16 protein-coding genes are annotated in these 19,436 nt (G+C 71.5%); 9 read left to right on the top strand and 7 right to left on the bottom strand.

Going from position 1 to position 19,436, the window contains the following annotated elements:
* Positions 1-64 precede the first annotated feature (64 nt).
* The 4 genes from AC3RJ6_RS07105 to AC3RJ6_RS07090 all read left to right on the top strand — a co-directional run bounded on the left by AC3RJ6_RS07105 (position 65) and on the right by AC3RJ6_RS07090 (position 2,225).
* Positions 65-715 (top strand): HAD-IA family hydrolase, encoded by a 651-nt coding sequence (locus AC3RJ6_RS07105; RefSeq protein ID WP_491426277.1) that lies wholly within the window; start codon positions 65-67, stop codon positions 713-715.
* Between the two features lie 75 nt (positions 716-790).
* Positions 791-1,129 (top strand): ArsR/SmtB family transcription factor, encoded by a 339-nt coding sequence (locus AC3RJ6_RS07100; RefSeq protein ID WP_491426276.1) that lies wholly within the window; start codon positions 791-793, stop codon positions 1,127-1,129.
* Complete coding sequence (locus AC3RJ6_RS07095; RefSeq protein WP_491426275.1) at positions 1,126-1,647, top strand: SRPBCC family protein; 522 nt, start codon at positions 1,126-1,128, stop codon at positions 1,645-1,647. Before AC3RJ6_RS07100 ends, AC3RJ6_RS07095 begins: the two co-directional genes overlap by 4 nt.
* Positions 1,647-2,225: a dihydrofolate reductase family protein gene (locus tag AC3RJ6_RS07090; protein WP_491426274.1), complete on the top strand. Its 579-nt coding sequence runs from the start codon at positions 1,647-1,649 to the stop codon at positions 2,223-2,225. The genes AC3RJ6_RS07095 and AC3RJ6_RS07090 overlap by 1 nt, the downstream gene beginning before the upstream one ends.
* Before the next feature lie 42 nt (positions 2,226-2,267).
* Here the strand turns inward: AC3RJ6_RS07090 and AC3RJ6_RS07085 are convergent, their stop codons facing one another.
* The 3 genes from AC3RJ6_RS07085 to AC3RJ6_RS07075 form a co-directional block, all read right to left on the bottom strand.
* Positions 2,268-2,909 carry a dihydrofolate reductase family protein gene (locus AC3RJ6_RS07085; RefSeq protein WP_491426273.1) on the bottom strand — a complete coding sequence of 214 codons (642 nt, stop codon included), beginning with the start codon at positions 2,907-2,909 and terminating at the stop codon, positions 2,268-2,270.
* Positions 2,910-3,097: 188 nt separating this feature from the next.
* Positions 3,098-5,806: a CocE/NonD family hydrolase gene (locus AC3RJ6_RS07080; RefSeq protein WP_491426272.1), complete on the bottom strand. Its 2,709-nt coding sequence runs from the start codon at positions 5,804-5,806 to the stop codon at positions 3,098-3,100.
* A 62-nt stretch (positions 5,807-5,868) separates the two neighbouring features.
* Complete coding sequence (locus AC3RJ6_RS07075; protein ID WP_491427139.1) at positions 5,869-7,236, bottom strand: MFS transporter; 1,368 nt, start codon at positions 7,234-7,236, stop codon at positions 5,869-5,871.
* A 215-nt stretch (positions 7,237-7,451) separates the two neighbouring features.
* Between AC3RJ6_RS07075 and AC3RJ6_RS07070 the strand changes: the two genes are divergently transcribed.
* Entirely contained in the window at positions 7,452-8,528 is a 1,077-nt protein-coding gene (locus tag AC3RJ6_RS07070) for a threonine aldolase family protein (RefSeq protein WP_491426271.1), read from the top strand.
* A gap of 157 nt (positions 8,529-8,685) precedes the next feature.
* A complete protein-coding gene (locus AC3RJ6_RS07065; RefSeq protein WP_491426270.1) occupies positions 8,686-9,258 on the top strand; it encodes a hypothetical protein in 573 nt (190 codons plus the stop codon).
* 97 nt (positions 9,259-9,355) lie between these two features.
* On the opposite strand, the gene AC3RJ6_RS07060 is transcribed toward AC3RJ6_RS07065, so the two are convergent.
* Positions 9,356-11,101: a S8 family peptidase gene (locus AC3RJ6_RS07060; RefSeq protein ID WP_491426269.1), complete on the bottom strand. Its 1,746-nt coding sequence runs from the start codon at positions 11,099-11,101 to the stop codon at positions 9,356-9,358.
* Between the two features lie 182 nt (positions 11,102-11,283).
* Between AC3RJ6_RS07060 and AC3RJ6_RS07055 the strand changes: the two genes are divergently transcribed.
* Positions 11,284-11,877 carry a nitroreductase family protein gene (locus AC3RJ6_RS07055; protein WP_491426268.1) on the top strand — a complete coding sequence of 198 codons (594 nt, stop codon included), beginning with the start codon at positions 11,284-11,286 and terminating at the stop codon, positions 11,875-11,877.
* Between the two features lie 65 nt (positions 11,878-11,942).
* Here the strand turns inward: AC3RJ6_RS07055 and AC3RJ6_RS07050 are convergent, their stop codons facing one another.
* Positions 11,943-13,334: an MFS transporter gene (locus AC3RJ6_RS07050; protein ID WP_491426267.1), complete on the bottom strand. Its 1,392-nt coding sequence runs from the start codon at positions 13,332-13,334 to the stop codon at positions 11,943-11,945.
* Positions 13,335-13,478: 144 nt separating this feature from the next.
* On the opposite strand from AC3RJ6_RS07050, the gene AC3RJ6_RS07045 reads away from it, so the two are divergent.
* Positions 13,479-13,985, top strand: a complete 507-nt coding sequence (locus AC3RJ6_RS07045) for a MarR family winged helix-turn-helix transcriptional regulator (RefSeq protein ID WP_491426266.1) — start codon at positions 13,479-13,481, stop codon at positions 13,983-13,985.
* Between the two features lie 7 nt (positions 13,986-13,992).
* On the opposite strand, the gene AC3RJ6_RS07040 is transcribed toward AC3RJ6_RS07045, so the two are convergent.
* Together AC3RJ6_RS07040 and AC3RJ6_RS07035 are read right to left on the bottom strand one after the other, a co-directional pair.
* A complete protein-coding gene (locus AC3RJ6_RS07040) occupies positions 13,993-14,400 on the bottom strand; it encodes a TIGR03667 family PPOX class F420-dependent oxidoreductase (RefSeq protein ID WP_491426265.1) in 408 nt (135 codons plus the stop codon).
* Between the two features lie 38 nt (positions 14,401-14,438).
* Positions 14,439-15,488 carry a zinc-dependent alcohol dehydrogenase family protein gene (locus tag AC3RJ6_RS07035; RefSeq protein ID WP_491426264.1) on the bottom strand — a complete coding sequence of 350 codons (1,050 nt, stop codon included), beginning with the start codon at positions 15,486-15,488 and terminating at the stop codon, positions 14,439-14,441.
* Between the two features lie 215 nt (positions 15,489-15,703).
* Between AC3RJ6_RS07035 and AC3RJ6_RS07030 the strand changes: the two genes are divergently transcribed.
* Positions 15,704-19,426 (top strand): discoidin domain-containing protein, encoded by a 3,723-nt coding sequence (locus AC3RJ6_RS07030; protein ID WP_491426263.1) that lies wholly within the window; start codon positions 15,704-15,706, stop codon positions 19,424-19,426.
* Positions 19,427-19,436 lie beyond the last annotated feature (10 nt).

The following is a 19,436-nucleotide window of genomic DNA, read 5'->3' as shown; positions in this document are numbered from 1 at the left end:
CGGCCGCCGTCGAGCCCCGCGACCGCACCGGCGAGCGCACAGCCGCCGCAGGTAGCCTCGCCACGTGACCACCGTGATCCACGCCTCCGCCGTGCTGCTCGACATGGACGGCACGCTCGTCGACTCGACCGCCGTGGTCGAACGGGTCTGGACCGACTGGGCGATCGAACACGGGCTCGAGCCTGCCGACGTCCTGCCGATCATCCACGGCCGGCAGGCCCACGCGAGCATGGCGATCCTGCTGCCCGACCGACCGGTCGACGAGAACCTCGCCGACAACCGGGCGATGCTCGCGCGCGAGGCCACCGAGACCGACGGCGTCGTCGCCATCGCCGGCGCGGCGAGCCTCCTGCAGCAGCTCGCCGGCACTCCGCATGCACTCGTGACGTCGGCCGACCTCGCGCTCGCGACCGCGCGCATGGCCGCGGCCGGACTGATGCTGCCGCCCATCGCGGTGACGGCCGAGGACGTCACCGCGAGCAAGCCCGACCCCGAAGGATTCGTCGTCGCGGCAGAACTGCTCGGTATCGAACCCGGCGAGTGCGTGGCCTTCGAGGATTCCGAGGCCGGTATCGCAGCCGCCCACGCGGCCGGCATGCGCGTGGTGGGCGTCGGCCCGTTCGCCGAGCGACACGGCGCCGACCACCTGGTCGCCGATCTCTCGGCCGTTCGCATCGCGGTCGACGGCGCCACCGTCACGATCTCGTTCGACTGACCGCGGCCCGGGGGTTGACGCTCGCGCGCCATCACCCTATGGTTAAGCAATTCATTAATTAAGGAGTTGCTTACATTGGCCGAAGCGAGTGATGAGCTGAGCGCGGTGTTCCAGGCGCTCGCCGATCCGACCCGGCGCGCGATGCTCTCGCGCCTGCGCGTCGGTCCGGCGACCGTCGGCGAACTCGCCGAGCCCTTCACGATGAGTCGTCCCGCGATCTCGCAGCACCTCAAAGTGCTCGAGCGGGCGGGGCTCATCGAGCGCACCGCAACGGCCCAGTGGCGTACCTGCACCTTGCGCACCGAACCTCTCGACGAGGCATCCGCATGGGTCGACCGCCACCGAGGCGAGTGGAACGACCGGTTCGACCTGCTCGCCGAGCACCTCCGCACCATGAAGGAGAGATCGGAATGACCGAGCACGAGACGGCGACCGCGCCGTTCGCCACGGGCGACGCCGGGGCCCCGCAGTTCACGATCACCCGCGTCTTCGACGCCCCCCGCGACCTCGTCTGGCGCGCGTGGACCGAGCACGCCGACGTCGCCGAGTGGTGGCATCCGCGCGGCATCGAGATCAAGCCGGGCAGCATCGACGTCGACGCCCGCGTCGGCGGACGCTACCGCTACACGATGGTCGCGCCCGACGGCACCGAATACCCGACCGCCGGCGTCTACCGCGAACTCGACGCGCCGCGCCGCCTCGTGATGACCTGGGGCGGCCCCGACGACGCCGACGACCGCGCCCCGATCATCACGGTGACGCTCCGCGAGCTCTCCGGCGGGCGCACCGAGATGCTGTTCCACCTGCTCGGCATCGACGCCGCCGCGGGCGACGAGAACGTGTACGACGGCTGGAGCTCGGCGTTCGAGGTGCTCGACGAGCACCTCGCCGCGACCGCCGAACGCTCCCGCGTCGAGGGCGAGGCCCGCTGATGGGCCGCCTGATCGTCGAACAGGTCGTGACCGCCGACGGCTACGCCGCCGACCCCGACGGCGGCATCGACTTCTTCGAGTCGCTGATCCCGATCGGCGACGACGGCGAACCGCAGCTCAACGACGCCGAGCAGCTCGCCTACGTCTCCCAGGCCGACGCGATCCTCTTCGGCGCGACCACCTACCGCATGTTCGCCGACTACTGGCCGAAGGTCGACCCCGCCGTCGAGCACGTCGCAGAGCTCATCGAGCGGCTGCCGAAGTTCGTCGTCTCCAACACGCTGACCGACGCGCCATGGGGCGACGGCAGCATCGAGATCCTCTCGGGCGACGGTGCCGCGCGCACCGCCGAGCTGAAGCAGCGCTACGACACGATCATCGTGTGGGGCAGCCTGGTGCTGACCGACGCGCTCTTCGCAGCGGGACTGGTCGACGACGTGCACCTGCGCATCGTGCCGGTGCTGCTCGGCGACGGTCGCTCGTTCACGCCACCCACGCTCGGCGACCGCGCGCTCGAGCTCGACCGGGTCGCTCCGCGGCCGGGCGGCGTCGTGAGCCTGCGCTATCGCGTGGCCTGACCGGCGGTGCGGGCCGGCCCGTCGGCACCGGCCCGCACCGGGTCACCGCCGGAACGTCACGTGGACGGTGCCGCTCTCAGCCGTCTCGCTCGAGACCTCGTAGCCGCCCTCGAGCCCGCGAAGGTCCTCCCAGAGGCTGAGTCCGCGACCGAGCAGGATCGGCGCGATCGCCACGTGGAGCCGGTCGACGAGCCCCGCCGCGAGGAACGAGCGCACCGTGCGCACCCCGCCGCCGATGCGCACGTCGCCGCCGCCGGCGACGCGCGTCGCCTCGGCGAGCGCCTCCTCGGGCGACGCGTCGCGGAAGTGGAACGTCGTACCGCCCGCCAGCTCGATCGAGGGCCGCGGCGCGTGCGTCAGCACGAACACGGGCACGCGGAAGGGCGGCTCGTCGCCCCACCACCCACGCCAGTCGGGGTCGTCGCCGTGCAAGTGCAGGCCGAACATGCCCGCACCCATGATCTCGGCCCCGACACCCTCGAAGTACGCCCGGGCGAATGCGTCGTCGACACCGGTGGTGCCGGCTCCCGAGGTGTCGCCGAGCACCCGCTCGCGGAACGTGCGCGTGGCCGCGTAGGCGCCCGTGAGCCGGAACCAGTCGTCGCCCATCGGGTTCTCGGGGGTCTGGTCGGTCGTCGACGCGTAGCCGTCGAGGGAGATGTTGAGGTCGACGCGAACCGCCATAGCGGAGTCCTTCCGGTCGGATGTCGGTGATGCGGACCCCGTGAACCCGGGGCCTCGATGACCACTCTCGTCGCCCTCGCATCGAGCCGGAAGAATTTCGATCCTGATCGAAAGCTCGTGGCCGGGGGGCGATGCCGCTCCCCGGCCACGAGGCGCTCACGACACGGGCGCGCTCAGCCGAACCGTGCTCACGGCAAGAAGCCGTGCGGCATCGGCAGCACCGTCACGGGCTCGGTCGCCGCCGTCCCGGCCGGCAGGCCGGGCACGCGCGCCGTGACCGTGAGCACGAGCTCCTTGCCCGAGATCGACGGGTTCACCTTGAGCGTGGCGCCGTCGGCCCACGGAATCGTGCGGCCGTCTGCGGTCCACCGGTACGTGAAGCGGGCCCCCTCGACGTCCCACTCGCCGGGGTCGGCGGTGAGGGTCGCACCCGGGATCGGCGTGCCCGAGAACGACGGCGGCACGACCGCGACGGGCGCGCCGCGGCGCACCGTCACCGTCGCCGAACCGGTCGCGGCCCCGAGCGTCGCGGTCAGCACGTGCTCGCCCGCATACGCCGGCAACGAGACGGATGCCCCGTCGACGACGTCGGTCACGATCGAACTCGTGATCGTCACGAGGTCGGAGACGTCGCCGATCGGGTTGCCGTCGGCATCGAGGGCCTCGATCGCGAGGTCGACGGAGTCGCCCTTGTCGACCGTCGTCTCGCTCGGGGTCACCTCGAGCGAAGCGGCGACCGACGCGACGTCCGCCCACTTCGCGTACGCGACGGCGTCGGCCACGAGCACGTCGCCGAAGTCGAACGGCGTCGTGTGCGAGGCATCCGCGAACCAGCCCTGGAAGACCCAGCCGTGCTCGCTCGGCGCCGTGGGTTCTTCGGGTGCCGCGCCGTACGCCACCGGCTGCGGGTCGATCGCGTCGCCGTGGCCGCCGAGGTCGAACGAGAGCGACACCGGGTCGACCTCGCCGAACGCGCCGGACGCGGCCGCGGCGGCCGGTCCGCCGACCACCGGCAGCACGATGCGGCTGATCGCGGTGTCGACGGCGACGCTCGCGTTCGCGGTGCCGCCGATGCTGTAGCCCGAGAGGTTCGTCGTCACGACCACGCCGATGCGGTGACCGGCGGCGAACGTCGTGTCGTACGGTTCGAGCGGGAAGTCGAACTCGGTCGCCTCGCCGGGCGTGACGGGCACGGCCTCGCCGTCGACGAGCGAGAACCGGTTCGACGAGTCGAGCGCACCGCGCGCGGCGCGCCACACGTCGGTCGTCTGCGAACGGCGGTCGACCTCGAGATAGCACGCGTTGTCGTCGGTGCTCTCGGCGCCCCAGCAGGTGCGCTCGGTCGTGTTGATCACGCCCTCGCCGCTGCGCGAGGTGCGAGTGCCGGTGCCGTAGTCCACGAGCAGCGCGGAGAGGTTCGCCTGCGACTGCCCGAGCGACGCCGTCAGCTCGACGCGCGCGGTGCCCGAGATGCGGAGGTCGCTCGTGAGCGGCTCCGACAGGAACACGAGTCGGTTCGCCTGCGACCCCTCGGGGGTGTTGATCGCGTTCGCCTCGGAGATGGACCCCGAAGGACCGGTGAAGGTCGCGGATGCGGCGCCGTCGCCGGGCTGCAGGCGCAGGTCGCCCGCCGCACCCGCGGTCGTGCCGGCGAGCAGCACGTCGACGTCGGTCGTGCCGGGAACCGGCCAGCTCGCGACGTCCTCGTACACCTCGGGGTCGGTCTCGACCGTGGCCATGGGCTCGTCCATGATGCCGTTGTCGATGCCCTGCAGCCAGTAGTCGTACCAGCGGTGGATCGTCGAGACCCACTCTGCGCGGTTGTAGTCGAACGGGTCGGTGTGGCCGACCTTCGCGAGCCAGATCTTGCGCGGCACGTCGTGCTCGCCGAGCGCCTTCCAGTACTCGCCGACCTGGCTCATGCGCACGTTGTCGTCGTTGAGGCCGTGGGCGAGGAACACCGACGCCTGCACGTCGGCGATGTCGAGCCGGTAGTCCCGCTCGGCCCAGAAGGGGTTGACGTCGCCGGTCTCGTCGCCGTCGATCGCGTTGAGCGTCGTGCGGACCGGCGCGCAGAGGGTTCGGCGGTCGGGGTTCGTGACCGTGTTCGACAGGCTCGCCGGGTAGTTGGTGTTGTGCGCGATGCCGCCCGTGCGCGAGTAGCCGTACCAGTTCGAGATCGCCGAGATCGGCACGATCGTGGTGAGGCCCTCGACGCCGGTCGCGGCGACGCCGTTCGCCAGGGTGCCGTCGTACGACTTGCCCATCATGGCGGCTTTGCCGTTGTCCCAGTCGGCCACCGCCGGCGTGCCGTCGGCGTAGTGCCCGTCGACCCGGCCGTTGAGCCAGTCGATGACGACCTTCATGCTCTGGATGTCGCCCGGCCCGCCGTGGACGGGGCACCCGGTGGAGTTCGCGGTGCCGTCCATCTCGGCGAGGATCATGGCGTACCCGCGAGGCACGAAGTAGTTGTCGTAGAAGAGCGGCCACTTGTCGTTGATGCCGTCGCCGTCGACATCGGCGATGAGCTGCGACTCGTTGCCACGGCCGAGCGTCGTGAAATACGGGCTCGTGTCGATGATCGCGGGCACCTGCAGACCGGCGTCGCTCTCGGCGGGCCGGATGATCTCGATCGCGGTGACGTCGTCGACGCCGTCGAGGTCCTGGTCGACGCCCGTGACCGGGATGAGCACCCGCTCGCGGATCGCCTGCGTGTAGTCGAAGACCGGGGCGGTCACGCCGTCGACGATGCTCAGTTCGGGCACGTCATCGGCGACGGCCGGTGTCGGAAGGAGGAGGGCGCCGACGAGTGCGGCGGAGAGCCCGACGATGATGCGGGTGGCCCCGCGTCGACGACGACGCGCGGGCGGCGATGGAACCGTATCGAACGCTGACATGCCCTCTGTCTACCGTCGTCGGATCGCGCGGCGCTAGGGATTCGCCCCGAAATGTTCAACAATCACGACGTCGGGTCGGCGTGGGCCGCGACCTCGGGCGAACTCTCCTCTGACGCCGCACCTGCCTCGGCGCCGGCCGGAGCCTCCAGGTACTCGGCCGACAGCAGGCGGTACGAACGGGTCGTGAACGCGACGAGCGCGAGTGCGACCATGACGAGCCCCGAGAAGAAGAACACGAGCGCGATGCCCCGCGCCTCGCCGTCGCCGAGCAGCCAGCCCCACGTCTCCTGCCCCTCGGGCGACTCCATGTAGGGGATGATCCAGAACTGGGCGATCGGCGCGATGAGGAACGCCGTGATCGGCGCCGCCGCCGCCTCGAACGCCTGGGCGAATCCGAACACCCGGCCCTGCCTGCGGAACGGCACGACCTTCTGGATGACGGTCTGCTCGGCCGCCTCGACCACGGGGATGAGGCACATGTACGCCCAGATGCCGAGGCCGTACAGCAGCCACCACTCGCGGATCGTGAACAGCGCGCCCAAGAGCCCCATGCCGACGACGACGAGCAGCATCGTGCGGATCGGGTTTCGTCCGAGCCCCCACTTGGCGATCACGAGCCCGCCGATGATGAACCCGGTCGCCGTCACGCCGAGCACGACGCCCCAGGCCTCGACGGGGAAGAGCGTCAGGCCGTACGGGTCCATGAGCGCCATGTAGACGCCGCCGATGAGGTTGTTGAACGTCGAGAAGACGATGAGCGCGAAGAGCCCGGGGGCCGCGCGGATCGCCGTGATGCTGCCGCGCACGTCGACGGCCGGCGCCCGGCCGTCTTCGGTGACGGGGCGCGCTTCGGGGATGCGCACGAACAGGAGGTGCACGAGCGCGACGAGCGTCATGACGATCGCGATGACGAGGGTCCACCCCATGCCGAGCAGGCCGATCGCGAGTCCGCTGAACACGCTCGTGACGATGAAGGCGAGGCCCTGCACCGTGCCGACCATGCCGTTCGCGTTCGCATGGCGCGCTTCGGGCACGAGCAGGGTCACCGTCGTGGAGAGCGCGATGTTGCGCATGTTCTCGACGACCGACCCGAACAGGATGATGCCCGAGAACGCCCAGAACCACGGCCCGCCGAGGTCGACGAGCGACGACTCGGGCTGCAGCAGGTAGAGCACGCCGGCGATGCCGAACGCGCCGAGCGTGACGAGGCTCGAGAACACCATCACGCGGTGCTTGCGGTGCCGGTCGACGATGGTGCCGAAGAACATCGCGAACACCGCGATGAGCAGCATGTAGGCGCCGCCGATGATGCCCGTCGCGAGCACCGACTGCGTCTCGAGGTAGACCCAGAACGTGAGCGCGAACCACAGGAAGCTCGTCGTCACGTTCGCGATCATCGTGTTCACGAGCACGTGCAGGAACGTGCGCATGCCGTCGGGCGGCGGCACGACGGGCGGCGACGCCGCCGGCTCCGGCGTCGCGTGCACTGCGTCGAGCCCCTCGCTCACCCTGCGAGGCTAACCGGGGCCGCCGACATCCATAACCCCCGGGCGAGCGGCATCCGTGCGTCTCGGGCGCGAAATGCGCCGATTCCGTGCGCCCGCCGTCACGATGCCCGACCACCCCCGGATGCGAGGATGGTTCGGTGAACTCACCGCTCCACGACACGACCTTCCGCGGCTTCGCCTCCGACAACTACTCGGGCGTGCACCCCGAGGTGCTCGCCGCCATCCAGACGGCCAACGACGGCCACCAGGTCGCCTACGGCGAAGACGTCTACACCGAGCGCCTGCAGCAGGTGTTCGCCCACCACTTCGGCGAGGGCGTCGAAGCGTTCCCGGTGTTCAACGGCACCGGCGCGAACGTCACCGGCCTGCAGTCGATGCTCCCCCGCTGGGGCGCGGTCGTGAGCGCGAAGACGGCGCACATCAACTCCGACGAGGGCGGCGCGCCCGAGCGGGTCGGCGGCATCAAGCTGCTCACCGTGACCTCGCCCGACGGCAAGCTCACCCCCGAGCTCATCGACGAGGAGGCGTGGGGCTGGGGCGACGAGCACCGCGCGCAGCCGCTCGTCGTGTCGATCACGCAGACCTCCGAGCTCGGCACCGCCTACACCGTCGACGAGGTGAAGGCGATCACCGAGCACGCCCACTCGCTCGGCATGAAGGTGCACATGGACGGCGCGCGCCTGTCGAACGCGGGCGCCACGCTGGGCGTTCCGCTGCGCGACTTCACGCGCGACGCCGGCGTCGACGTGCTGAGCGTGGGCGGCACCAAGAACGGATGCCTCGGCGCCGAGGCGATCGTGGTGCTGAACCCCGAGGCATCCGAGGGCCTGAAGTACCTGCGCAAGCTCAACATGCAGCTCGCCTCGAAGATGCGATTCGTGTCGGCGCAGCTCATCGCGCTCTACGAGGGCGACCTGTGGCTGCGCAACGCCACGCACGCGAACGCCATGGCCTCGCGGCTGCGCGACGCGCTCGACGCGGGCATCGCCGCGGGCGAGCTGCCCGGCCTCGGCTTCAGCCAGGCGACGCAGTCGAACGGCGTCTTCGCGACCCTGCCGCAGGGCGTCGCCGACCGGCTGCGCGACCGCGGCTTCCGCTTCTACGACTGGGACGCCGCGCGCGGCGAGGTGCGCTGGATGTGCGGGTTCGACACGAGCGAGGCCGACATCGACGCGTTCGTCGCCGGCATCCGCGAGGAGCTCGCCGCGGCGTAGACGGGTTCGAGATCGCACGCGACGGGCGCGGCATCCTCTGCGGATGCCGCGCCCGTCGTCGTACACGGGCCGAGTCGACTTCCGTGCTGGTACGGATGCCCGCCGTTCGGCGCGTGCGTAGCGTGCGTGGTCGCCACGACATTCGAAGGAGCCCGCCATGCTGAAATCCATCGCCGCCGCCGGCTCGGCCGTCCTGCTCGCGCTGGGCGCGGCCGCATCCCCCTCGGCCGCGCAACCCCTTCTGGAGCACTGGGTCGACGAGGGCTCGGGCATCGCGCAGGAGGACTACCCGGGATTCTGCCCCGAGGTCGACTTCACGGTCGAGTACCGCTTTCACGACGTCGGCACGTTCGTGCTCGGGCCCCGCCGCGGCGACGACTTCCTGTACGGCCAGAGCACCCACCAGGGCGAATGGGTGTGGAGCAACCCCGCCACCGGAACGGAGTTGACGGTCGGCGTGCGCGGTTTCGACCGGGATGCGAGCATGATCGAGACCGAGACCGGCTTCGTGATCGACGTGCGCGACGCGGTCAGCTTCGTCGTCCACACGGCGCAGGGAACCGAGCACCTCGTCTCGGGGCTGCAACGGCACGTGGTGGTGATCGACGACGCAGGCACGCATGACGATCAGTCCGACGACGTCGTCACGTCGGACGACTACTACCGCTTCGACGGTGTCGAGAGCGCCGTGTTCTGCGACATCGTCGCCGCTGAGCTCGGCGACGCCTGAGCCGGCAGGCCCACCGGCCCGCCCGTCGGTGCACGGCACGCGAAAGGGCGCGGCATCCGTTCGGATGCCGCGCCCTTCGCCGTGCGGAGGCCGGAGCCTATCGCCCGATCGCGTGCAGCGCGCTGATGATGCCGGCGCCGTAGAACCCGTTGGGCGAGTCGTCGCCCTCGCAGGTGTGCGTCGCCGTCACGGTGTTGCCCGCGGGCAGGTGCCGCGTGTAGGTGAAGTCGGCCGGAACCGGGCAGTCCTTCGCCGTGGCGGTGCCGAGCAGGATCTCCTCGACCGTCGAGGGGTCGAGGGTCTTGCCCGTGTGGCCCGTCTTCGGGTCGACCTTGCCGTACTGGCTGACGATGAGCGCGGCGACGCCGGCCGCGTGCGGCGACGCCATCGACGTGCCCTGCAGGTACTGGTAGTACGCGCACTCGCCCGCGGTGTCGCAGCTCTTCACGACGGCCGAGGTCGTCGGCTCGCCGTCCTCGTCGATCGTGCCCTCTTCGTGGCCGAGCGCCTCGGGGTAGGCGGCGAGGATGCCCTTCGTGATGTCGCGCGTGTTCGCCGGGGTGTCGTACACGTCGCCGCCGGGGGCCGCGACGTCGATGTACCCGTTGCCGTAGCTCGAGTAGTACGCCTTGCGCTCGGAGACGCCGGTGCTCGAGACCGAGATGACGCCGTCGCCCTCGGCGGGCATCGACACGCACGAGTCGGGGTCGACGAGGTCGCGCACGTACGCGGCCTCACCGGGGACGTCGGCGAAGTCGGGGCTCGTGCCGTCGGTCATCGCCTTCGTGTAGTCGATGGCCTCGTTGCCGGCGGCCGCGATGAGCGTCACGCCGTGGCCGCGCGCGTAGTCGAGCGCGCGCTGCATCGCCTCGATGACGGTCGCCTGCTCCTGCTGGTCGGCCGGCGAGTCCTCGGGCTGGTCGGTGCAGTTGAACAGCCACGGGTCGACGTAGTAGCTCATGTTGACGACGTCGATGCCGTTGTCGCCGGCGTAGGTGAGGGCGTCGACCGAGGGCTGCAGGAAGAAGTAGCCCGAGTCCTGGCCCGCGCGGAGGTTCACGAGCGACACGTTCGGCGCGACGCCGGCGATGCCGAGCCCGTTGATCGGCGAGCCGATCGTCGAGGCGACGTGCGTGCCGTGGCCGTTCTCGTCGACGTCGGCCGCGTCGTTGCACGACCCGTCGGCCTCATCGGCGCAGTCGCCGTCGACGACGGCGCCGTTCGCGTCGACGGGCACGTCGACGGTGAAGTTGCGGCTCAGCGCGCCGTCGAAGTTGGGGGCGATGTCGGGGTGGCTGCCGTCGACGCCGGTGTCGATGATGCCGACCCGAACCTGCTTCGAGCCCTTCTGCCACTTGTACGAGCCGTTGCTCGTCGCGCCGATCTGCTGCATGTCCCACTGCAGCGAGGCGAGCGGCTCGCCCTTGCCCGCGGCCGGGGGCTTCTGGGCAGCCGACGGCTTCGTCGCGGCGGCCTTCAGGTCGCGCTCGGCCGAGTCGGCCTTCTTCGCCTTGCCCTTCGCGGCGCCCGCTCCCGGCACGTCGCCGATGATGCGGTTCTGGGCGGTGCCCTCGATGACCGATTGGTCGGCGGCGGCTGCGGTGAAACTCGAACCGGCGCGCACGGTCGCGACGCCGATGGCGTCGTTCTGCGACACGACGGTGCCGCCCGCGGCTTCGACCGCGGCGAGCGCGTCGGCGCTCGACACCCCCTCGGCGAAGAGCACGACGTACTCGTGCTCGGCCCCCGAATCGGCTCCGGCGGCTCCCGCAGGTGACGCGGCGAGCGCGGTGAACCCGATCGCAAGCGCTGACGCTGCTGCGATGGATCGCATCTTCAGCATGAAGCATCCTTCCTCATTGACGGATCTTGCCCGGCAATGCTCCCATACGATCGACCCCGGGTCGAGCGGGATGGGGCGAGATCTCCCGGCGCGGGGAATACGCCCACCGCTGTATGCGTTCGAATGGATCGGGACGACGGCGACCCGCACCAGCTCCACGAACGAAACAGGAACGCACCACCATGACCCTCGTCACCGATCTCACCTCGCGCAAGGCCGACACCGCCGCCCCCCTCATCGATCCGCTCGTCGAGCGCTGGAGCCCCCGCGCCTTCGACCCCGAGGCCGTCGTCGAGACCGAGACGCTCCGCACGATCCTCGAGGCCGCCCGCTGGGCCCCGTCGGCGAACAACTCGCAGCCGTGGCGCTTCATCGTCGCGCGCCGCGGCACCGCCGCCTTCACGACCCTCCATGACAAGATGGCGGGCTTCAACCAGGAGTGGGCCGACTCGGCCGCCGTGCTGATCGTCAACATCGCCGAGACGGTCGACGCCGAGGGCCGCGGGCGGCCGTGGGCGCGCTACGACCTCGGCCAGGCCGTCGCCCACCTGACGGTGCAGGCGCAGCACGAGGGCCTGCACACCCACCAGATGGGCGGCTTCGACGCGGCGGCGATCCACGACGCGTTCGGCCTGCCCGACAACCAGGAGGTCGTCTCGATCACCACGATCGGCGCACTCGGCGACGTCGACCAGCTGAACGAGGTGCTCCGCGAGCGCGAGGTCGCGCCGCGTCAGCGCAAGCAGCTGGCCGAGTTCGTCACGGTCGGCGAGTAACCGCCGCAGCACGCACACGGATGCCTCGGGACCGGTCGGCCCCGAGGCATCCGTCGTCTGCGCCGCTAGTTGTGCACGAGGTCGACCGGAGTGGTCGGCGGCTGCGAGGCGGCAGAGGATTCGGGCGCTGCGGCGCTCGCGCGCGACGACGACGCCTTCCGGTCGAGCGCCCGCTTGATGCGCCACGCCGCGAACACCGCGACGAGGCTCACGACGAGGTGCATGCCGAGGAAGACGTCGGCGAGCCCCGCGCCGAGCAGCACGCCCGCGACGAGCGGGCCGGCCGCCGAGAACGCGGTCTGCATCGCGCCGATCGTGCCGAGCGTCTGCCCCACCATGCCCTTGGGCGCGAGCTGCGCCGTGAGCGGGTTGAGCACGGGGCTGTAGATCGTCTCGCCGACGGCGAAGATGCCGTAGGTCATGACGAACAGCGCCGACGCGATGCCGGGTGCGAACTGCGCCGCCGAGAGGATGAGCCACGACACGACCCAGATCGAGCCGACGGCCATGAGCAGCACGGGTGCGCTGCGCTTCGCGGTGAGCTTCACGACGATGACCTGCAGCGCGACGATCACGAGGCAGTTGATCGCCGCCGCCATGCCGATCGCGGCGGGGTCGACGTCGAGCACGGTGATGCCGTACGCCGGCAGGCCCGACTCGAACTGGGCGTAGAAGCCGAGCGCGAGGGTGACCGTGACGACGGCCGTCCAGCGCATCGCGGGCTCGGCGAAGATGGTGCGCAGCGCGCCGCGCGACCTCGCACGGTCGGGGTGCCCGTCGCCGTCGAGGTCGACGACGCTGATCGCACCCGTCGCGGCCTCGATCGCCGAGAAGGCGCCCGTGTGCGCGGCCACGTGGCCGGCGAGCCCGCCCGCGTCGGCACCCGGCAGCCCGAGGTCGGCGGTCTGCCGCACGCGCCCGGCGACCGCGATGATCGCCGACGACAGCACGAAGCCGGCCGCGGCCATCATGAACCCGATGTCGAGCCCGTCGGGCCGGTCGAGGTCGACGACGAGGCCCGCGAGGAACGCGCCCGCCGCCATGCCGAGCGACTCGCCCGTGAACTTGTAGGCGAACACCTTGCGCCGGTCGTCGCCCGACGACCACTGCAGCGCGAGCACCTGCTTCGCGGGCACGGCCGCCGAGAGGCCGAGGCCGAACACGAGCATGCCGGCGAGGAACAGTGCGGGCACGTCGACGAACATGAGCGACGCGACGCCGGCGGCGCCGATCAGCTGTGCGACGACGGCGACCTTCACGGGGTCGAAGCGGTCGGCGAGACGGCCGGCGAGCGGCGCGGCGACGAGCGCGCCGATCGAGAACAGCGACGAGGCACCCGCGGCGACGAGGGCACCCCAGCCGCGGGTGTCGGCCGCGTAGGCGTACTGGTAGGGCAGCACCGCCCCCCAACCGAGCGAACCGATGGCACTGGCCAGGATGAGCAGTCGTGCGCGCATGATGGTGTCCTCCTCCCGAGGTCTCGAACGAGCAGAGGGATGCCTCGGGGCCGACGTCGGCCCCGGAGCATCCCTCACCCTTCGAACGTGAAGTATTCGATATCGAAATATTAGCAACCGAAACATGCGTGGGAGAATTCCCGTATGGCCCGACGAATCCAGAGCGCCCCCGAGCTGCACCGCCGAGCGGTCGCGACCTACGTCGCCGCCGGCGGCGAGGAGTCGGTGCAGCGGGTCATCACGGCCGTGCAGAGCCTCACGAAGAAGCTCGACCAGTGGTACGTGCGCCAGCTCGCCGACCTCGACATCGCCGCGGGCGAGTGGGCCGTCGTCACCTCGCTCGCGAAGGCCGGCGAGCCGCTCACGCCGAGCCAGCTGGCCGACCTCACGAACGTCGCCCCCTCGTCGATGACGCACCGGCTCGACAAGCTCGCCGACCGGGGACTCGTCGAGCGCACGCCCGACCCCGAGAACCGCACCCGCACCTACGTGAGCCTCACCGACGAGGGGTGGGAGCTGTTCAGCCTCGCCATCCGCGGCTCGTCGGTCGTCGAGACCGACGTGCTGCAAGACCTGAGCGACGACGAGCGCATCGAGCTCGCCCGGTTGCTCGAGGTCGTGATCGCCCGCCTCGACGACGTCGAGGCGTAGCCGGCGCCTACCAGGCGCGCACGCGCTCGACCGTCACGCGGATCGGCACCGAGTACTCGGCGATGTAGCGCTCGGGCGTGTACTCGATGCGCTCGATCGCGGCCGCGTACTTCTCGGCGTACTCGGCCCACTCGGGCGCCTCGCCGATCTCGCCGATGCGGGCCGATCCCGTGAACACCGCGACGTCGTCGCCCTCGGCGTCGCTGTTGAAGTGCAGCGCCGTGCGCGGGTTGCGGGCGAGGTTCGCGAGCTTCGGGGTGTCGGGCTTCGACAGCAGCATGAGCTCGCCGTCGTTCCAGACGAACCACACGGGCGTCGGCACGGGCGTGCCGAGCGCGTTCACCGTCGTGAGCCAGATGGTCTCCTCGGTCGCGAGCCGCTCGACGACCCGGTCGCTCAAGTGCAGTTCGGGCATGGATGCCTCCTCCGGAAGTCCGTTCGCACCGCCGGCCGTCAGGGGCGCAGCAGCACCTTGATCGCGCGCCGCTCGTCCATCGCGGCGTAGGCCTCGGCGGCGTCGGCGAGCGGAAGTTCGAGGTCGAAGACGAGCCCGGGCTCGATCGCGCCCGAGAGCACGTCGGGCAGCAGTTCGTCGATGTAGCCGCGCACGGGCGCGACCCCGCCGTTGACGCCGACGTTCGTGTTGAAGAGCTGGCGCACGGGCAGCTCGGGGCCGCCGTTCGGCACGCCGACGTAGCCGACCATTCCGCCGGGGCGCGCCGAGCGGATCGCCTGGTCCATCGACTCCTTCGTGCCGACGCACTCGAGCACCCGATCGGCGCCGATGCCGCCGGTGAGCTCGCGGACGGCTGCGATGCCCTCTGCACCGCGCTCGGCGACGACGTGCGTCGCCCCGAACCGGCGCGCGAGCGCCTGGCGCTCGGGGTGGCGGCTCATCGCGATGATCGTCTCGGCGCCGAGTCGCTTCGCGGCGATGATCGCGCAGAGGCCGACCGCGCCGTCGCCGACGACCGCGACCGACTCGCCCGGCTGCACACCCGCCGACACGGCGGCGTGGTGCCCCGTGCCCATGACGTCGGAGAGGGTGAGCAGGCCCGGCACCTGCTCGTCGCGCACCGGGCCGGGCACGACGACGAGCGTGCCGTCGGCGAGCGGCACGCGCACGCGCTCGCCCTGGCCGGCGTCGGCGAAGGCGCCGTTGCGGTCGTCGCCGCCCCACCAGCCGCCGTGCAGGCACGAGGTCGAGACGCCGTTGCGGCAGTTCACGCACGTGTCGTCGCAGATGTAGAACGGCGCGATCACGAAGTCGCCGACCTGCACCCCGGTCACGGAGTCGCCGACGGCCTCGACGACGCCGATGAACTCGTGGCCGATGCGGCGCGGTTCGTTCGTCGGCGTGATGCCGCGGTAGGGCCAGAGGTCGGAGCCGCAGACGCAGGCCGCGACGACCTTGACGATCGCGTCGTCGCCGGTCGTGATGACGGGGTCGGGCACGGTCTCGACGCGGATGTCGCGGGCGGCGTGGATCACGGTGGCGAGCATGCCTCCGAGCCTATGCCCCGTCGGCGCCGCCCTCGGCGTTCGCGGCGCGGCCGGGGCGGGGCGAACGGGGCCCGCCCGCAGCACTCCTTGACGCCCCGCCCGCTCTCGAGTACCGTGGCCCCATCCATCATGACAGCGCTGTCATTCTTCACTCCGAATTGACTCCTGTCGACCAGCACGTGGCACCCGATGGTCCACTGAATCCAGGAGACACCATGGCCGCCTCCGGCCCCGCCCCCGCCCGCCGCGCGACTCACCGGTCGCGCCGCACGGTCGCCCTCGCCCTCGCGGCGGCGCTCGCGGCACCGCTCGCCGCCCTCGCTCCGGCGGCCCTCGCGCCCGCAGCCCGGGCGTCCGCCGTCCCCGTCGTGCAGACGGCCGCCGCCTTCGGCGCGCCCGACGCGATCGCGGCCGACTACTACGCCGCCCTGCTGCGCCACACCCGCTGGGTGAACTCGGTCTGGGACCCGGCGATCGACGCGTACCAGTTCAAGGACTTCAACTTCGCGGTCGTGCTCGGCAACGCCGTGATCGTCACGCACGGCGACTACGACGCCGAGGTCACCGGCATCTCGAAGGACGATCTCACGCAGCGCACGATCGACACGATCCGCTACTACGCCGCGAAGAACCGGTTCGTCGACCCGAACGGCACCTGGGGCAAGCGGATGTTCTGGGACTCGACCTTCCAGTCGTATTTCCTCGACGCCGGGCGCGTGCTGTGGGATCGGCTCGACGCCGCGACGCAGCAGAACCTCGAGAAGATCGCCGTCGGGCAGTCGGCCTACACGTCCGACCTCGACCACGGCAAGGACCCGTTGTCGGGCTCGTGGACGGCCGACTGGCCCACGGGCAAGCACGAGGGCGACACCGCGCAGGAGGAGGCGGGCGTGTACACGCAGGCGCTCGCGCCGGGCCTCGCCTGGGCGCCCGACCACGCCGACGCCTCGCGCTGGAACGAGCAGCTGGGCGACTGGGCGCGCAACGCCGCCGGGCAGCCCACCGCCGACCGCAACAACCCGGCCGTCGTCGCCGGCAAGCCGGTGTCGACGAACACGATGCAGACGATCTACGACACGTACCTCGTCGAGAACCACGGGTCGTTCGGCCCGCACTACCAGTCCGACATCTGGCGGTCGGGCGGGCGCAACGCGATCCAGTTCATCCTGAACGACCAGCCGATCCCCGAGTACCTGAAGCACCAGCCGAACTCGGCCGAGCTCTGGCGCTCGATCGAGATGGTGATGTCGAACCAGGGCGAGCCGTTCATGCCGATGGTGAACGACCGCGAGTACCTCTACGGCCGCGACGTGATCCCGATGGCGTTCCTCGGCCAGGTGCTGCGCGACCCCGACGCCGTGCGCGCCGAGGCGAACCTGGCCGCGTCGCTCGAGGCGTACCAGGCGTACGAGCCGGTCGACCGGCTCGCCAAGTTCTCGGGCGAGCCCAAGTACGAACCCGAGGCTCGCGCCGAGATCGCGATCTCGTACCTGCTGCACGTCGAGGCCGCCGAGTCGGCCGAGGGCGTCGTGCAGCCCACCCCGCAGGACGAGTTCTTCGCCCGCCTCGCCGGCGTGCGCGACTTCGGCGACGGCCCCGGTCTCTCGGTGCAGCAGTCCGCGAACGCGTGGGCGGCGGCATCCGGCAAGAAGGGCTTCGTGAAGTTCCCCTGGGTCCCGGGCCACGACTCGTGGCTGTTCGCACTGTCGGGCTCGACGCCATACCTCTACCCGAACTCGGCGGCGACCGTCGACGCGCGCAACACGAGCACCTACACCGGGCCGCGCGACGGCTTCGAGGGCACGACGTCGGTCTTCCGCATCGGCGACGAGTACGCGGGCCAGGCGACGCTGCCGAGCGGCGCGGCGCTCTACGCCTCGTCGGGCGCGGGCTGGCAGGACGGCACCGTCTCGGTGCGCAACCTCGACCTCGGCGGCTACAACGGCCTCGACGGGTCGCGCACCTACTCCACGGCCGAGGGATCGGCCACCTCCACCCTGCCCGTCGTGACGCCGCCGAACCCGGCCGACGCGAACGCCGCCCGCATCGACGACCTGTCGTTCGACCCCGTGCCGGCGCGGTACGTGCGCGTCCAGGGCCAGCAGGGCAACGCGCGCTACGGCTACTCGATGTACTCCCTGCACGCCTACGGCACGGGTGACCGGGCCACGACCGACCTGGCCGCAGGACGACCCGCGACCGCGTCGAGCGAGGACCCGACCCGCCGGGCCGCGACGGTCACCGACGCCGACCCCGCCACCCGCTGGGCCGTCGCCGTCGCCGAGCGCACGCGTGCGGACTCGTGGATCCAGGTCGACCTGGGCGCCGAGCAGACCGTCGGCTCGGTGCGGCTGGCCTGGGAGGTGAGCGCGGGCGAGCGCTACCTCGTGCAGACCTCATCGGACGGCCGGACGTGGACCACGCAGACCGCCTACACCGGTGGCGCCGACGTCAACGTCGCACGCCTCGACACGGTCGACCTGACGCCGCCCGGCGCGACCGCCCCGGCCCCGGTCGAAGCGAGGTTCGTGCGCATGCAGGGCGTGCAGGGCGATCCCGCCTACGGGTACTCGCTCTACTCGATGCGTGCGCTGACGGCGACCGGCGTCGACGCGGCGGCGGGAAGGCCGGCGACGGCCTCGAGCTCGGATTCGGGGCGCGCGCCGTCGAACGTGACCGACAGCGACCCCGCCTCGCGCTGGGCCGTCTCGCGCGCCGACCGCACCCGAGCCGACTCGTGGATCCAGGTCGACCTCGGTGCTCCCACCGCGATCGCACAGGTGCAGCTGGGCTGGGAGGTGTCGGCCGGTCGCGAGTACCGCATCCAGGTGTCGGCCGACGGCGAGACCTGGCAGGATGCCGCGAGCTTCCGCTACACGGGCGACCGGGTCACCACGACCGAGGGGTCGTGGATCAACGTCGAGGGCACGGCCGGCTACGTCGTGCGCGGCGGGCAGGCCCCGATCACCGTGTCGAACGAGCGGGAGGGGATCGACACCGTCCGCCTCGGCGGCGGGGACCGCCCGATGCTCGTCGAGATGGTGCCGGGCGACGCCGCGGCGACGGCCGCGCAGGACGCGGCGCCGGAGCCCAGCGCCGACGGCCTGCTCGTGAGCTCGCTCGACGGGTATCTCACCGCCTTCAACCTCACCGGCGCCGACGTCACGACCGACGTCACGATTCCCTACGTCGGCGACGCCGTGGCGCTGTTCGCCGGCGACCAGGCGCTCGGACGGGATGCCTCGAAGCTCACCGTCACGGTGCCCGCCGGCGACGCCGTCGTGCTCGCCCCGCGAGCCACCGTGCCGACCGCGGCCGCGCAGGAGGCCGGGGTCTCGGTGTCGGTGCTCGACGGCCGCACGGTTCGCGTCGCGAGGCTCGACGGCGGGGACGCCCGCCCAGAGGCTGCCGCCGTCCGCACGCTGGACGTGACGAACGTCGAGACCGGCGAGACGCGGACGCTGCCCGTGGGCAGGCCACAGGTCGCCGCCGCCGCGTCGTTCCCGGGCGCGTCGGCGTTCCCGGTGCCCGACCTGGCCCTGAGCACGCTCACCTTCCCGGCGTCGGTCCTGCCCGAGGGCATGACCTCACCGCAGGACGCGGTCGACGGCGACACCCGCACCGCGTGGACCCCGGGGCCGGACGGCCGCATGGTCGCCGACCTCGGCTCGGCGCAGCCGATCGGCACCGTCACCACGCTGTGGAACGGCGACGGTGCCCCGCCGACGACGGTGTCCGTGAGCGACGACGGCATCACGTTCCGCGAGGTCGGTTCGATCGAGGCCGGCGCGACGCGCGGTTCGGTGGCGGTCGACGCGACCGCCCGGTACGTGGCCCTGGCCACCGAGTGGACCGAGGCCGACCCCAGCCTGATCGCGCTGCGGGTGCTCGTTCCCGGCGCCGTCGAACGGGGCCGGGTCGTCGAGCTGAGCCGGTGAGCCCCCGGCG

Source organism: Agromyces cucurbitae, assembly GCF_058349945.1.
This window is presented reverse-complemented; position numbering and strand designations above follow the sequence as displayed.